The sequence below is a fragment of the Mesorhizobium sp. WSM4820 genome, from assembly GCF_055811075.1.
In genome coordinates this window covers 17,130-32,180 of sequence record NZ_JBVVQN010000022.1, presented here as the reverse complement: position 1 = coordinate 32,180, position 15,051 = coordinate 17,130, and the positions used below count along the sequence as shown (strand labels likewise).

Below are 15,051 nucleotides of genomic sequence, written 5' to 3'. Positions count from 1 at the left end.
TCCCGACGTTCTATACCGTCATCATGTGGTAGTCTGGCCCGCATGACGACGCTTTATCTCTATTGGCGCGAAAGACGGTGAATCCGACAAAGCCGAATAAAACGCATCCGCCGAAATGGATCGAGCCTCAGCTGACGCGCCTGGTCGACGAAGCGCCCAACGGCCCCGATTGGCTTCACGAAATCAAGTACGACGGATACCGCATGCATGCGCGGATCGACGGCAGCGACATCCGCTTGCTCACCCGCACCGGCCTCGATTGGTCGCATCGCTATCAAGCGACGATAGCGGCCCTCCGCGCTCTCCCGGTGAAAGACGCCTATGTCGACGGGGAGCTGTGCGCCGTTCGGGCAGACGGCGTCACCTCCTTCAGCCGCCTGCAGGCCGCTATGGACGAGGGCCGCACGGGCGATCTTGCCTTCTTTGCTTTCGATCTTCTGTTCCTGAACGGAGAGAGCATTGCGAAGCTTCCGCTCGTCGATCGCAAAGCGCGACTTGAAGGCCTGTTTTCGACCGACATGCCCGGCCTGCGCTTCAGCGATCACGTGATCGGCGACGGGCCTGCGTTCCGCAAGCACGCCTGCCGGCTTGCACTCGAGGGCGCTATCTCAAAGCGGATCGACAGCGCCTACGCATCGGGCAATCGCGGCCTATGGGTCAAGTCAAAGTGTCTCAACAGAGAGGAATTCATCGTCGTCGGCTGGACCGATCCGACTGGAAGCCGCCCGCATATCGGCTCGCTGCTTCTGGGCTACTACACCGATGATGGTCGTCTGATGTACGCGGGCCGCGCCGGCACGGGCATCACGGTTGCAGAGCTCAAGCGATTGGCTCGCCGGCTTGCGCCACTTCAGGCAGCTCGAATGCCCCTCGACGCCCCGCCGCCTCGCGAGAGCCGGTTCGGCTCGCCGCTCGAGCTGTCGCGCGTGCATTGGGTCAGGCCTGAAGTGGTGGTCGAGGTCGCCTATCTCACCTGGACCGAAGACAATCTCCTGCGCCAGGTCTCGTATCAAGGGGAGCGGCAGGACAAGCCGGCCCGGCAGGTGGTGCGTTCCGTGCCCCATCCCTGATCGGCATCGGTCGCCGATCGCTTCATTTCATCCGACTTGCGCCACCTGCAGCGTGCCGGGTGGAAGGGGCTTGATCAGCGACTTGGCTGACACCGAAGGGTCGAGCCAGTCCGCCCACACGCTGCGATCGAGGATAACAATCTGCCTGTCATGATAGGGCGCGATATCGGGCCCAGGCTCCATCGTGAGCATGGTGAAGGCTTCGCCGACCTCCGGCGTGTCACGCCAGATTCCAGCAATGCAGAAGATCGGCTCGTCCTTCTTTGTGAAGAGCCACTTGTCCTTCTTCTTCTTGGGCTCTATCGGATCGGTGAACTCGTAGAAGCCGTCCGCCACGATGAGGCACCGGTTCGACGAGAACTCCCGGCCCTCTGAACGGAAATTATAAACGGGCCGCTTGTTTGGTCCGGGCCAGCTCCAGCGACGTTGCATCATATCGCCTTCGCTGAGCACGCCCTCGATCGTCCTGATGATCGGCGCTACGTCCGTTATCTTGATGTCCTCGCGCGCCTCGAGGTTCGGCGCTCCTTCTCCGAAGCGGATCTTGATCTTCAGGTCGGCGAAGTCATCCACGATCGAAGCGACATCCACCGTCAATCGATAGTCATTGCACATCGATCCTCCGTCCGATCGCATTGCACCGCGATCGTGTTCCTGTTATGTTCGCGTGACCATGAGCGCGACGGTTTTCGATTCCGACGCATCGCTCGACGAACGCCGCGTCATCATAAGGCGCTACGGCGGCGATGTTGAGATGGCAGAGCTCCCTTGGGGCCTTCAGCCCAGCGAAGTTGGAGGCAGGCCCTTCACCGTTGTGCGCGCTGAGGGCAGGACGTTTCCCAGTCACCGCTGCCTCGTTCCGGCATCCGAGTTCCGGCACCGGAGCAGGGGCAAGGCCTATAGCTTCTCGCTCGCCGATGGTGACTGGTTCTATTTCGCTGGAGTCTGGCGCCCGGCGACACGGGACTGGCCTGAGGCTTATGCCATCCTGACGATCGAGGCGAACGACGATGTGGCGCCCTACCACGACCGCCAGATGGCGGTGTTGAAACGTGATCGGCGGATGGACTGGCTCGATCGGATTTGTCCGGAAGAAAAGTTGCTTCGGCCGTTGCCTGCCGGCACGTTCGCGGTTTCGCAGCCGCGCGAAGCATCTGCACAGGCGGCGCTCGCATTTTGAACCAAAAACCCGAACTTCGTGATTGGCGTCGCCCTGCGGGCCGGGCTGTTGGCGGAGCTGAAGCCCCAAAGGGGTCTTCACCCGTTCGGGCAGCCATCCCTGACGCGCACTGGGCTGTCGTGCGAAGAGGGAGGGCTCCATGTTTACCGCGATCCGGCGATGGGTCGAACACAGACGGCGATCCGGCGGCGTTGGCAAGCCGATGCCCGTAGGCTCATCTTGGCCGAAGAGGTCAACGCAATTACGAGGCACAGCGCCGCGCGACCCGAGCGCGCTTGCAAGGTGATGCGGGCGAGTTCTATCACTGGGCCAAGGTCGCCGCCGAGGTCGGCCGGATCGCGCTGCAGGCGGCGATGGATATTGACGCGGTCCGCGCGATCGTGGCCGAGGAAGAGCGCCGCGATACCTGATGGTAGGTGGTGTTGCCGCTTGCGCGCTGCGGCCGGCAAGGGAAGCTGCGCCGCGGCCTGCAGTTCCGGCAACCCGGCACTATCGGCGGGTTGCCGGCCGCGCCCTTGCCCGCCTTGCTCTTCGCGGCATCCGGTTCGTGCCCCATAAGCTTGGGGCGGGAATCGGATAGGAAGGAGCGCGTCAGGGCACGTGCAGGCGAATATGGAAAAAGCAGAACTGGAAGAGCTGAAAGAAAAAGTGCCCTGCGGCGCTGTACTCGAGCATTGCGGGTTTGCGCTCGATCTAAAGGAGAGCACGCGCAGGGCGATGAAATATCGCCGCGGGGACGCGATCATCATCGTCATCCATGGCGGCAAGGGCTGGTTCGATCCGCTTTCGGACGCCAAGGGCGATGTCTATTCGCTGGTCCAGCATCTGGACGGCTGCGATTTCCTGGAAGCATTCGTTCAGGTCGCGTCCTTGGTCGGCTTCGTGCCCTCGGAGCCCGCTTGGACGCGGCAGCCCCGGGAACGCGAGCCAGATCTTTCCATTCCCGAACGCTGGCGAGCCCGTCGCAAGCCATGGCGCGGATCGGCGACCTGGCGCTACCTGCGCGACGAACGGTATATTCCTGAACCGGTGATCCGCACCGCGATCACTCGGAACGACCTGCGCGAAGGCCCGCATGGCAGCATGTGGGCGGCACATACCGATGCGGCCGGCATCGTCACCGGTTGGGAGGAACGCGGCCCGGAATGGCGCGGCTTTGCGACGGGCGGCAGCAAGGTGCTGTTCCGGCTCGGTCCGGCAGACGCCGGCCGCGTCTGCGTGACCGAAGCCGCCATCGACGCCATGAGCCTCGCTGCGATCGAGGCAAGCAGACCAGACACGCTTTATGTCAGCACCGGCGGCGGCTGGTCGCCAGCGACTGACGTGGCCATTCGCCTGGTGGCAGAGCGGCCGGAGGCACGGCTTGTCGCGGCCACCGATGCCAATCCTCAGGGCGAGGTCTTCGTCGCTCGCCTGCGCGAGCTTGCCTTCGAGCTCTCTTGCGAGTTCGAACGGTTGAAACCGGCGGCCGAGGACTGGAACGCGATGCTGAAACCAAGAACCGCGCAGCAGCGCTGACAACCACTACCGGGGAGCATTCCTGGTTCAACATCGGTTTTGCCGTCGTCATGTGGACCCGCAGCGGAGCGCCCAGCCGGGACTCGGCATGCTGCCGCAGTGCCTCGACGTCCGTGCCCTCGGCTCCCGGAATGTAGATATCCAGTACGATCTCGCCCGTGCGTTCATCGGCATAGGTCCCCTGTAGCCCAGGGAACCTGCCGCGGAACCATTCGAGGTTGTCCGCGTGAAGCTTTTGAAGCTCCTCGCTTGTGTGCATCTGGCCGGCATTAAACGCGACCGTCAGCGGCTCGCCGCAGATCGAGAGCTTGCGCGTTTCGACCGGATCGTCGCGGGTCAAGCGCAGGACCAGCCTGCTGTCGGCGCCTTCCTGCTGATCCCAGAACAGGCGGCGAGTCGGCACGCATAGGTTTGGCGCAACTCTCTGACGAGAGCGTCGCCCCCGTACTGAACCCGGAGCAGTTTTGCTCTTTCCGGCGTGTCCGCATCGAGCACGGGCGTCGAGCAGTCAAAGAGTGGATCGACCCTGTCGGGAGATTCCAGCTCGACGGCCATGGCCGTGGTTGTGCCAAGCAACATGAGTGCAATGACGGCTGTTGGTCGCGTCCGTGCATGAGAGCCGCTGCGTGCGACCAAATTGGGGAGGGAAATGAGGCGGCGAGAAGAAAATCAATTCCGGCTGCCGCATGCCCGCCGGTCGCCTCAAGGGTGAAGCTTCGCCCGGCTGACGCCGGCCCTTGACCCGCCCGGACGGAGAGGCGGCCGCGGGGAGGGGTCCGCAAGGGCTGAAGATGATGGTGACGTCAAGAGGATGAACCGCGCTCCAGCCCCGCAAAAGGCCAAGGAGCCCGCTATGAACCCCGTCTCTCCCTCCCGCAAGATCTACCAGGGCGTCGCCGATCGCCGGCAGATGTTCCGCCTGTTTGACCGTCATGTCCAGCGCCCCGATCGCTGGCAGAGCGACGACAGCGCGTTGTTCGTCGGCGAGTGGTTCGAGATCGCCCGAGCCGACCACGACTACATGCTCGAAATCCTGCCGCCGCTCTGGATGCGGGGTGAGATGTTCGCCATGCGTGAGTTCCTCACCGGCAGCATCACCAGCGTCTTCTACACGCTGCGCATCGACGGCAAAATGCGCTACTTCCACGCCTATTGCGATCTGGCGCAAGCCCGTTCTGCAGTCGGGATGCGCGACGCCATCGTCGAGCGTGAATCCCGGCCGGTGACGGCGATGACGCATGAAGAGCGCCTGGAGCATATCTGGAGCGCCACCCATGATGAATATCGCGGCTACGCCGGCGAGCGCTTCCTGCATGCGCACCGCGGCAAGCGCACCGTCCTCGTCTATGGCGGGGGGCACACTGAGCTCAAGCTGCTCGATGATCTGACCGACGAGGAGATCGCGGCGAAGCTCCCGGTGCATCTGAGGCACCTGCCCATCAAGGCGGCGGCGTGAGGTGCGGGCGATGTTCACTTTTCCCATTCTTGGCGTCCGCAAGGTAGTCGACCGCGGCATTGCCGATGCCGCCCTCAATGGCGAGTTCCGCAATCCCTATTACGGCACCCGGCCCGGTGAGGGCGAGAAGCCCGGAATCTGGCTCGTCGGCGACGAGGGCGTCTACATCATGTCCAACGGAAAACTCGCCGAGGGCGAACGTCCGCTCGTCATCTATTCCGAGCAATGCCATCCGGCCGGCAATCCCGACTGGTGGGACTACAAGCGCCGCCACTTCGGCGGCGATGACGGCATCGAGTTTATCGAAGCCGAGCGGTTGATCCCGCTCTTCGACCGCAACATGCGATCGACGCACCTCAACGTTGAACTCACCGAGACCGAAATCGCGCTCTCGCTGATCACCCGCTGACCTTTCCCGAACCCCACGCCGCAGATCCCCGGCCGACCTGCTCGGCCGGCGTTCGTGCGCGCCATCCCTCCAGGAGACATCACAATGTCCAACGACGATCCCTTCACGCTCGACCTGTTCAACAACACCGCCCTTTCGTCCGGCCTCGGTCTCGGGGTCACGGCCTTCGGCAGCGACTTCGACATCAACGACCTCGAGGACGACCTGTCGCCCTCCGCGCCGGAGGCGCGGAAATCGCCGCTCAGCCCGCAGCCGGCTCCTCGACCCGACCGCGCGGGCGAGCCAGTCGCGCGAGGCGAGAACTTCATTCTCGAAGGCGATCGCGGTCTTGCCAAAGGCTGGAAGCAGCGCGCAAGCGACAACCTGGCTGCTATCCGGCTCGCCGCCGAAATCGAGGCCGAGGATCGTCCGGCGACTGCCGACGAACAGGCGCGGCTCATGCGGTTCACTGGCTTCGGCGCCTCGGAGCTCGCCAATGGCGTGTTCCGGCGTCCCGGCGAGGACGGTTTCCGCGCCGGTTGGGATGAGATCGGTGCCGCACTCGAGGAGGCGGTCTCGGACCAGGACTACGCGTCGCTGGCGCGCTGCACGCAGTATGCGCATTTCACGCCCGAGTTCATCGTCCGGGCGATCTGGGCCGGGCTGCAGCGTCTCGGCTGGCGCGGGGGCAGGGTGCTCGAACCCGGCATCGGCAGCGGGCTGTTCCCGGCGCTGATGCCGGCGGGACTTCGCGACCAGGTGCATCTCACCGGTGTCGAGCTGGATCCGGTCACCGCCCGCATTTCCCGGCTGCTGCAGCCGCGGGGGCGCATCGTCAATGCCGACTTTGCCCGTGCCGATCTGCCGGCAGTGTTCGACCTCGCCATCGGCAATCCGCCCTTTTCCGATCGCACCGTCCGCTCGGACCGCGCCTATCGATCCATGGGGCTGCGCCTGCATGACTATTTCATCGCGCGGTCCGTCGATCTCCTGAAGCCGGGCGGATTTGGGGCATTCGTCACGAGCGCGGGGACAATGGACAAGGCCGACAGCTCGGCCCGCGAGCACATCGCAAAATCGGCCGATCTCGTCGCGGCAATCCGCCTTCCAGAAGGCAGCTTCCGCGCCGAAGCCGGCACCGACGTGGTGGTCGATATCCTCTTCTTCCGAAAGCGCCAGCCGGGAGAGGCCGAGGGCGACGTCACCTGGCTCGATCTCGAACAGGTCCGTCCCGCCGATGATGATGTGGGTGCAATCCGGGTGAACCGCTGGTTAGCGCGTCATCCCGATTTCGTGCTCGGCACGCATGCCACGGCCTCCGGACCTTTCGGCGAGGCCTACACGTGCCTGCCGGTCGACGGCCTCGATCTCGACCAAGCGCTTGCCGATGCGATCCGTCTTCTCCCGGAAGCCATCTACGACGGCACGCCCGAGATCATCGATCCCAGCGCCGGCGACGATGGGGAAGGAGAGACTCTTCCCGACGCTTCGTCGATCCGCGAGGGTAGCTATTTCATCGCGCCGAACACGGCGCTGATGCAGATGGTCGACGGCGCGCCCGTGACCATCACGGTGCGAAAGCGACGCGGCGCTGAAGGCGTGCCCGACAAGCACGCCCGCATCATCCGCAAGCTCATCCCCATCCGCGATGCGGTGCGCGAAGTCCTCAAGGCCCAGGAGCTCGACCGGCCCTGGAAGCCGGCGCAGGTCAAGCTGCGCATTGCCTGGTCAAACTTCGTCCGGGCCTTCGGTCCGGTCAACACCACGGTCGTCTCCACCACGGAAGACCCGGAGAGCGGGGAGGTGCGTGAGACGCATCGCCGGCCGAACCTGCAGCCGTTCCTTGACGATCCCGATTGCTGGCTGGTCGCTTCCATCGAGGACTATGACCTCGATACCGACACGGCTCGGCCCGGCCAGATCTTCTCCGAGCGGGTCATCGCGCCGCCGTCGGCGCCAATCATCAATTCGCCGGCCGATGCCCTCGCCATCGTGCTCAACGAGCGCGGCCATGTTGACATCGATCACATTGCAGAATTGCTGCATGTCGATGCCGAGACGGTGATTGCGGACCTGGCCGACTCCATTTTCCGCGATCCGGAAAGCGGGTCATGGCAGACGGATGACGCCTATCTCTCCGGCAAGGTCCGCGACAAGCTCAAAGCCGCCGAAGCGGCCGCCGCGCTCGATCCGGCTTTCGAGCGCAATGTCCGGGCCATGGTCACGGTACAGCCGGCCGACCTCGGTCCATCCGACATCACCGCGCGTCTCGGCGCGCCATGGATTCCGGCCGCCGACGTTGTCGCCTTCGTCAAGGATACAATGGGTGCCGAGATCCGCATCCACCACATGCCCGAACTGGCCTCATGGACTGTTGACGCCCAGCAGCTCGGCTGGATGGCCGCCGGCACCTCCGAGTGGGGCACCGAGCGCCGTCATGCGGGCGAGCTCATCGCGGATGCCCTCAACAGCCGGGTGCCGCAGATCTTCGACACGATCAAGGAGGGTGACAGCGAGAAGCGCGTGCTCAACGTCGTCGATACCGAAGCGGCCAAGGAAAAGCTTGCCAAGATCAAGTCCGCTTTCCAGAACTGGATCTGGTCCGATCCCGATCGCACCGACCGCCTAGCGCGGGTCTACAACGACCGCTTCAACAACATCGCCCCCCGAAAGTTCAGCGGGGACCATCTCCAACTCCCGGGCGCCTCTGGCGCCTTTTCTCTTTATGGGCACCAGAAGCGGGGCATCTGGCGCATCATTTCGGCGGGCTCGACGTATCTCGCCCATGCCGTCGGCGCCGGCAAGACCATGACGATTGCGGCCGCTATCATGGAACAGCGCCGTCTCGGCCTGATCGCAAAGGCCATGCTGGTCGTGCCCGGTCATTGCCTGGCGCAAGCGGCGCGCGAATTCCTGGCGCTCTATCCGACCGCCCGAATCCTCGTTGCCGATGAGACCAACTTCACCAAGGACAAGCGGCACCGCTTTCTGTCGCGGGCGGCGACCGCGACCTGGGACGCGATCATCATCACCCATTCGGCGTTCCGCTTCATCGGCGTGCCGTCCGCGTTCGAGCAGCAGATGATTCAGGACGAGCTCGAGCTCTACGAGACGCTGTTGACCAAGGTCGAAAGCGGCGATCGCGTGTCGCGCAAGCGTCTCGAGCGCCTGAAGGAGGGCCTCAAGGAGCGGCTGGAGGCGCTCGCCACCCGCAAGGACGACCTGCTCACCATCTCCGAAATCGGCATCGACCAGATCATCGTCGATGAAGCGCAGGAGTTCAGGAAGCTCAGCTTCGCCACCAACATGTCGACACTCAAGGGTATCGACCCGAACGGCTCGCAGCGCGCCTGGGACCTCTATGTGAAGTCGCGCTTTGTCGAGACGAAGAACCCCGGACGGGCGCTTGTACTCGCGTCGGGCACGCCGATTACCAATACGCTGGGCGAGATGTTCTCGTTGCAGCGCTATCTCGGCTATGCCGCGTTGTTCGAGCGCGGCCTGCACGAATTCGACGCCTGGGCGTCGACCTTCGGCGACGTGACCACCGAGCTCGAATTGCAGCCCAACGGCAAATACAAGCCGGTGACGCGTTTCGCCACCTTCGTCAACGTCCCCGAGCTCATCGCCATGTTCCGCTGCTTCGCGGATGTGGTGATGCCGGCGGACCTGCACGAATATGTGAAGGTGCCGGCGCTCTCGACCGGCTCACGGCAGATCAGGACCTCCAAGCCCTCGTCGGCCTTCAAGCGCTACCAGCTCCTGCTCGATGCTCGCATCAAGGCGATCGAACAACGCGACCGGCCGCCCGAACCCGGCGACGATATCCTGCTCTCGGTCATCACCGACGGGCGCCATGCCGCGATCGACCTACGCCTGGTCGATGCCGACAATGACAACGAGCTCGACAACAAGCTCAACGACCTCGTCGGCAATGCCTTTCGCATCTGGCAAGAGACGACGGACGTTGCCTATGTCCGTCCGGACGGCAAGCCGTTCGAGCAGACCGGCGCCGCCCAGATGATCTTCTCCGATCTCGGCACGCTCAGCGTCGAGAAGACCCGGGGCTTCTCGGCCTATCGCTGGATTCGGGATGAGCTCGTGCGTCTCGGCGTCCCAGCCTACGAGATCGCCTTCATGCAGGATTTCAAGAAGTCGGAGGCCAAGCAGCGGCTGTTCGGCGATGTCCGCGCCGGCAAGGTCCGCTTCCTCATCGGCTCCTCCGATACAATGGGCACCGGCGTCAATGCGCAGCTGCGCCTCAAGGCTCTTCACCATCTCGACGTGCCGTGGCTGCCCTCGCAGATCGAGCAGCGCGAGGGTCGTATCCTGCGGCAGGGCAACCAGCACGACGTCGTCGACATCTTCGCCTATGCCACGGAAGGGTCGATGGATGCGCAGATGTGGCAGAACAATGAGCGGAAGGCCCGGTTCATTGCGGCAGCCCTTTCAGGTGATACCTCCATCCGCCGGCTCGAGGATCTCGGTGAGGGGCAGGCGAACCAGTTCGCCATGGCCAAGGCCATTGCATCGGGCGATCCGCGCCTCATGCAGAAAGCCGGCCTCGAAGCCGACATCGCCCGGCTCGAAAGACTGCGCTCGGCCCATCAGGACGATCAGTTCGCCATCCGCCGACAGATCCGCGACGCCGAACGCGACATCGAATATTCGACACGTCGCATCGGCGAGATCGCCGAGGATCTTGAGCGTCTGGTTCCGACCGCGGGCGAGGCCTTCCGGATGGTGGTGGGCGACGCGACCTTCGCCGAACGCAAGCTCGCCGGGCGCGCGCTGATGAAGGAGATTCTGACGTTGGTCCAGCTCCAGCACGCCGACGCCGCCGTGATCGCGACGATTGGCGGCTTCGAGCTCGAATACTCCGGCGAGCGTTTCGGCCAGGATGGCTATCGGTACGCCACCGTGCTCATGCGCACCGGGGCCGAGACGGAAATCGAGCTCCCCGTGACCACGACACCCCTCGGTGCGATCGCCCGCCTGGAGCACGTCCTCGCCAGCCTTGAGGACGAGCAGGAGCGTTATCGCCATCGCCTCGCCGAGGCCGAGCGACGTCTGGCAGCCTATCGCTCGCGCGAGGGTGGCAGCTTCGCATTCTCGGGTGAGCTGGCCGAAAAACGCCGACGGCTTGGCGACATCGAGAAATCACTCGCCCAGGACGTCGAGGGAAATAGGAAGGACGAGGCCCGCGCAGCGTGAGGCGGCGTGCGTTGGCCCGTCGCTTCCATGGAGTGTCATTCCAGGGGAGAGGAAAGACCGGGGAGCGGAGGGAGGAAGAGAGGGCTCCTCGCAGATCGCGCGTTCCGCCGACGCTGACGCTCAATCGCTCCCGTCGCAGTCCCGGCCCGTCATCCTGCGCAGGGCTGGAAGCCCCGCTTGGCTCGCCGGGCAGGAATGCTCGGGCGCAATTGCACCGGCCCACCCGCTCTGCGGGCCGGGGGATGTCTTCGGAAAGAAGACGAGAAAGGACCGGCGAAAAGGCCGCGTCCGCAACCCTCCAAGGAGTATTCCCATGGAACTGAAATTCGTTGATCCGCGCTCGCTCAAGGACAATCCCGACAAAGCGCGCCGTTCCAAGTCCAGCCCGCAGGCCGACGCCCTGCTGCTGGCGACGATCAAGGCTGTTGGCATCGTGCAGCCGCCCATCGTCGCCGCCGAAACGGGTGGCGGCAACGGCTTCGTCATCGACGAGGGCCACCGTCGCGTCAAGCAGGCGATTGCCGCCGGCCTCGAGGAAGTCGCCGTTCTGGTCGTTCCCCGCGCCGAGGATGGCGGCGCCATGCGTTCGCTGGTCACGACGATCGCGCATGAGCAGCTCAACCCCGTCGACCAGTGGCGGGCCATCGAGCGTCTCGTGGCGCTCGGCTGGACCGAGGAGGCGATTGGCATCGCGCTCGCGCAGTCGGTGCGCCAGATCAAGAAGCTGAGGCTGCTCGCCAATGTGCTGCCGGCGATGCTGGATCATATGGCCAAGGGCGACATGCCCGACGAGCGCCAGCTCCGCACCATCGCGGCCGCCTCGCTCGAGGCGCAGAAGGAGGTCTGGAGGGCACACAAGCCGACCAAAGGCGATCCCCAGGTCTCGTGGTGGGCCGTCGCCAACGGCCTGGCCAAGACCCGCATGTATGCGCGCGATGCCAGCTTCGGCGACGATCTCGCTCAGGCCTACGGCATCGCCTGGGTCGAGGACCTGTTCGCGCCGGCCGACCAGGACAGCCGCTACACCACTGATGTGGAGGCCTTCCTCGGCGCCCAGCAGGAATGGATGACGCAGCACCTTCCCAAGAAGGGCGTCATCGCCGAGACCAACAGCTGGGGCGAGGTGAAGCTGCCGCCCAAGGCCGAACGCGTCTACGGCACGCCCAAGAAGTCGGACCACACCGCGATGTATCTCGATCGCGAGGGCAAGGTGAAGTCGCTTCACTTCCGCATGCCCGAGACGAAGAAGGCCAAGGGCAAGAGCGCGGAAGACGCCGGCAGCGACGACGAGGCGATCGTTGTCTCCAAGCCCCGTCCCGACGTCACGCGCAAGGGCATCGAGATGATCGGCGACCTGCGCACCGATGCCCTGCATGAGGCGCTGTCGCGCGCGCCCATCGAGGACGACACGCTGCTCGCGTTGCTCGTACTCGCCTTCGCCGGCCAGAACGTCCGTGTCGATTCCGGGGCCGGCGGCGATTTCCGCTACGGTGGCCGCTTCGGCCGCCATGCCGCTGTATTGTTCGATGCCGAGGGCAAGTTCGCCTTCGACACCGATACGCTGCGCATCGCGGCGCGCGGCGTGCTGATCGACGTGCTCTCGTGCCGGGAAAACATCAGCAAGTCCGGCATCGTGTCGATCGTCGCCGGCAGTGCGATCGGCGCCGACGGCTTCCTCGCCAATATGGGCACGGAGGACTTTCTCTCCTGCCTGTCGCGGCCGGCGCTCGAAACCTCGTGCAGCGATACGCCGGTGCTGCCGCGGGCGCGGGTGAAGGACACCCGCGCCGCGCTCGTCGAGCACTTCAAGGCGGGCCACTTCGTCCACCCCGCGGCCCTGTTCGCGGCTGACGGGGCCGGCCTTGCCGAGTGGCTGGCCAGGAATGCCGTCACCGAGGTCGAGGACGACGACACTGACGCGGAGGGCGTCGCCGGCGAGGACCAGGCGCTCAAGGGCGACGACTTCGAGGAGGGCTACCGCGAGGCCGCCGAGTAAACCTCTCCTCCCTTTCTCGATCGCTCTTCCGCCGCCGGGTTCGCCCGGCGGCGGTTTCGTTTCCACCTTCCCGAACAGGAGGACAACATGTCCGCACACACGATCTTCGAACACGCAGCCATCGGCGCCATTGTCGCCTGGTCCGACGGAACGCCGCGGCCGCCGGAGCGGCACCGCAGGAAACTCGACGCCTGGACGAACAGCAACAGCCAGGGACGGCTCATCCGCAAACAGAGCGGCCGCGACATCGGCACGCTCGTCCCATACGCGAGCTTCACCCTGCACGAAGCCGACTACGGCGCCGGCGGCGTCATCGCCATTCGCGTCCACCGGACGTTCTCGGTGGGCTCCAGCCTGCACTTCACCATCATCGAGCGCCCGTCTGTCGGTTCGGTGCGGGTCTTTGATCGGTCCGGCGACTATGCCGAGCTGGTTCATCTCGCGCCGCATCGCGCCGCCGCCGAGCAATGGTTGTCGCAGCACGGCTATCCGAACGCTGTGTTCGAGGAGGTCACGGCCGATGAGGCCGCCGCCGATGCCGTCGAGGGGAGGGCAGCGGCATGAGCCAGGCACTTCAAACCTCAGATTCACCCGAAGCCCCGGATGCGACCGGGGCTTCGTTCGGGCACAGCGCCGACGGCATGCCGGTCGCCCTTGTCGGTCAGAACGCCTATGCCATGGCGCCCGGCCGCGACGGGAGACACTATCTCGCCAGCGGCTGGCGTATCGCCCGGCCGATGGCGGAATGGAACCGCTCGGACTTCTACGGCCATGGCGGTGACCTCGCCGACGAGAACGCCTTTCGGGCGAAAGTGCTCGAGCAGGCCCAGAACTACCTGGAAAAGCGGGCGCTCGGCCGCCGCGACATTCCCGGTGGCGCGCACACGCCCTGGGGGCCGTCGCAGGGCGGCACGGTTTATGCCGAAGGCGTCACGTCGCACTCGACCGCTGGTCACGGTGGCTTCAAGCTCTCGGCCGAGCGGAACCGCAAGGTCCATTCGATGCTCCGCGCCGCTGGCGGATGGTACGAAGAGGACGAGTGTTGGGCGATCGTTGCCATCACCTTCCCGAACCTCTTCACCGCGCTCGAGCGCCGCTACGCCGAGCAGACCATCAAGGATTCCTGGCCCGACGCGTGGGAAGCAATCTTCGGCACCATCCTCGCCCCGGGCGAGTCCCGCAAGAAGGACCAGCGTGCGTTCGAGGCCGAGCACGCCGCTGACTGGATCGTCGTTTCAGCGATCACCTCGGAGGAGCAGAAAGGGTTCGTCGAGTGCGTCGCCACGCCCGGCGGTAAATGCGGCACCGGCACCGAGGAGCGCCGCTTTCTCGTCCCTGCCGACGAGTACGATATCGGCCGCTTCGGCTTCGTCATCGATCCGGACCGGCATGCCGTCTATGCCGGACCGTCTCGTTTCGTCGGCTGGCGGGGGAGGGGGTCGCCATGACCCTCGCGCCCGAGCTACGCCGCCAGCTCTCCCGCATGGAGGAGGCGCGCCGACAAACGCAGCGTCAACTGGACATGATCGACCGGCAGATCACACGCCGCATGACCGCGCTGATCCCGGGCCTGCTTCCACGCCGGACACACTATCGTCGGGGCAAGGCGCCCGATTCTGGCGCGTTCCTCGAGCGCTATCGGTCCCAGTTCGCAGCTCTAACCACTGAGCGCCAGCCGGAACTCGACGCCCTGTCGCGCAAGCTCGCGCGGCAGGAGCAGGCGATGGCCAGGTTCCTCGACCGGCACGCCGAAGCCGCCGAAACGAGCGAGCAGGTCTAGCCGTGCCGCTGTTCGGCCGACATGGCCAACGCTGCCGATGATGCCGGATGCGACAAGCACGCGAGCGACCATCGTGGCAATGGTGGTCGCGGCAGCAATCCTGCAGGATCGAGACCCACGAATTGGCAGATGGTCATGACCGCCTGTCCTTCGGCTCCCATGTCGAAATCGAGGCCCGTGCCGGTCCTCCCTCGGGCTTCCTGCGGTCCTGAACCGGCGGCCGGTCGCTTCAAGGCCGCGTTCCGCGCCGCGGGGCGGCCGGATCGAACCGGTCTCGACATGGCAGGCCCGCGTCCCGCGCGAGGGCTGAAGAAGCCCTGCTGGGCCGCAAACCTTCCATGCTCGCCTCGGTCCGCCCGGACCCTGAAACGCCCGTCATTCCGCCGGTTCTTGTCAGACCGCGCCCGAGGGAGGGCCGGCACGAGGCCGGTCCGAGCTTCGGGAACCTG

At 65.1% G+C, this 15,051-nt stretch carries 13 protein-coding genes; 12 read left to right on the top strand and 1 reads right to left on the bottom strand.

Going from position 1 to position 15,051, the window contains the following annotated elements:
* Window positions 1-77: 77 nt before the first annotated feature.
* The gene (gene ligD, locus AC0L2R_RS27925; protein WP_473512738.1) at window positions 78-1,070 is read left to right on the top strand and encodes a non-homologous end-joining DNA ligase; all 993 of its coding nucleotides are present in this window, start codon (window positions 78-80) and stop codon (window positions 1,068-1,070) included.
* Window positions 1,071-1,097: 27 nt separating this feature from the next.
* Here the strand turns inward: ligD and AC0L2R_RS27920 are convergent, their stop codons facing one another.
* Window positions 1,098-1,685 (bottom strand): SOS response-associated peptidase, encoded by a 588-nt coding sequence (locus tag AC0L2R_RS27920; RefSeq protein WP_473512737.1) that lies wholly within the window; start codon window positions 1,683-1,685, stop codon window positions 1,098-1,100.
* A gap of 58 nt (window positions 1,686-1,743) precedes the next feature.
* Between AC0L2R_RS27920 and AC0L2R_RS27915 the strand changes: the two genes are divergently transcribed.
* The 11 genes from AC0L2R_RS27915 to AC0L2R_RS27865 all read left to right on the top strand — a co-directional run bounded on the left by AC0L2R_RS27915 (window position 1,744) and on the right by AC0L2R_RS27865 (window position 14,602).
* The gene (locus AC0L2R_RS27915) at window positions 1,744-2,250 is read left to right on the top strand and encodes an SOS response-associated peptidase family protein (protein ID WP_473512736.1); all 507 of its coding nucleotides are present in this window, start codon (window positions 1,744-1,746) and stop codon (window positions 2,248-2,250) included.
* A 275-nt stretch (window positions 2,251-2,525) separates the two neighbouring features.
* On the top strand, window positions 2,526-2,660 hold the full coding sequence (locus AC0L2R_RS27910; protein ID WP_473512734.1) for a hypothetical protein: 135 nt from the start codon (window positions 2,526-2,528) through the stop codon (window positions 2,658-2,660).
* 202 nt (window positions 2,661-2,862) lie between these two features.
* The gene (locus tag AC0L2R_RS27905) at window positions 2,863-3,768 is read left to right on the top strand and encodes a DUF3991 and toprim domain-containing protein (RefSeq protein WP_473512733.1); all 906 of its coding nucleotides are present in this window, start codon (window positions 2,863-2,865) and stop codon (window positions 3,766-3,768) included.
* A 226-nt stretch (window positions 3,769-3,994) separates the two neighbouring features.
* Window positions 3,995-4,177, top strand: coding sequence for a hypothetical protein (locus AC0L2R_RS27900; protein ID WP_473512732.1), 183 nt, complete (start codon window positions 3,995-3,997; stop codon window positions 4,175-4,177).
* 444 nt (window positions 4,178-4,621) lie between these two features.
* Window positions 4,622-5,224: a DUF1419 domain-containing protein gene (locus AC0L2R_RS27895; RefSeq protein WP_473512730.1), complete on the top strand. Its 603-nt coding sequence runs from the start codon at window positions 4,622-4,624 to the stop codon at window positions 5,222-5,224.
* Window positions 5,225-5,234: 10 nt separating this feature from the next.
* Window positions 5,235-5,633: a DUF3085 domain-containing protein gene (locus tag AC0L2R_RS27890; protein ID WP_473512728.1), complete on the top strand. Its 399-nt coding sequence runs from the start codon at window positions 5,235-5,237 to the stop codon at window positions 5,631-5,633.
* Window positions 5,634-5,717: 84 nt separating this feature from the next.
* Complete coding sequence (locus AC0L2R_RS27885) at window positions 5,718-10,826, top strand: helicase-related protein (RefSeq protein ID WP_473512726.1); 5,109 nt, start codon at window positions 5,718-5,720, stop codon at window positions 10,824-10,826.
* Between the two features lie 313 nt (window positions 10,827-11,139).
* Entirely contained in the window at window positions 11,140-12,822 is a 1,683-nt protein-coding gene (locus AC0L2R_RS27880; RefSeq protein WP_473512725.1) for a ParB N-terminal domain-containing protein, read from the top strand.
* Window positions 12,823-12,909: 87 nt separating this feature from the next.
* Window positions 12,910-13,386, top strand: a complete 477-nt coding sequence (locus AC0L2R_RS27875; RefSeq protein ID WP_473512724.1) for a hypothetical protein — start codon at window positions 12,910-12,912, stop codon at window positions 13,384-13,386.
* On the top strand, window positions 13,383-14,270 hold the full coding sequence (locus tag AC0L2R_RS27870) for a DUF7007 domain-containing protein (protein ID WP_473512723.1): 888 nt from the start codon (window positions 13,383-13,385) through the stop codon (window positions 14,268-14,270). Before AC0L2R_RS27875 ends, AC0L2R_RS27870 begins: the two co-directional genes overlap by 4 nt.
* Window positions 14,267-14,602, top strand: coding sequence for a hypothetical protein (locus AC0L2R_RS27865; RefSeq protein WP_473512721.1), 336 nt, complete (start codon window positions 14,267-14,269; stop codon window positions 14,600-14,602). Before AC0L2R_RS27870 ends, AC0L2R_RS27865 begins: the two co-directional genes overlap by 4 nt.
* Window positions 14,603-15,051 lie beyond the last annotated feature (449 nt).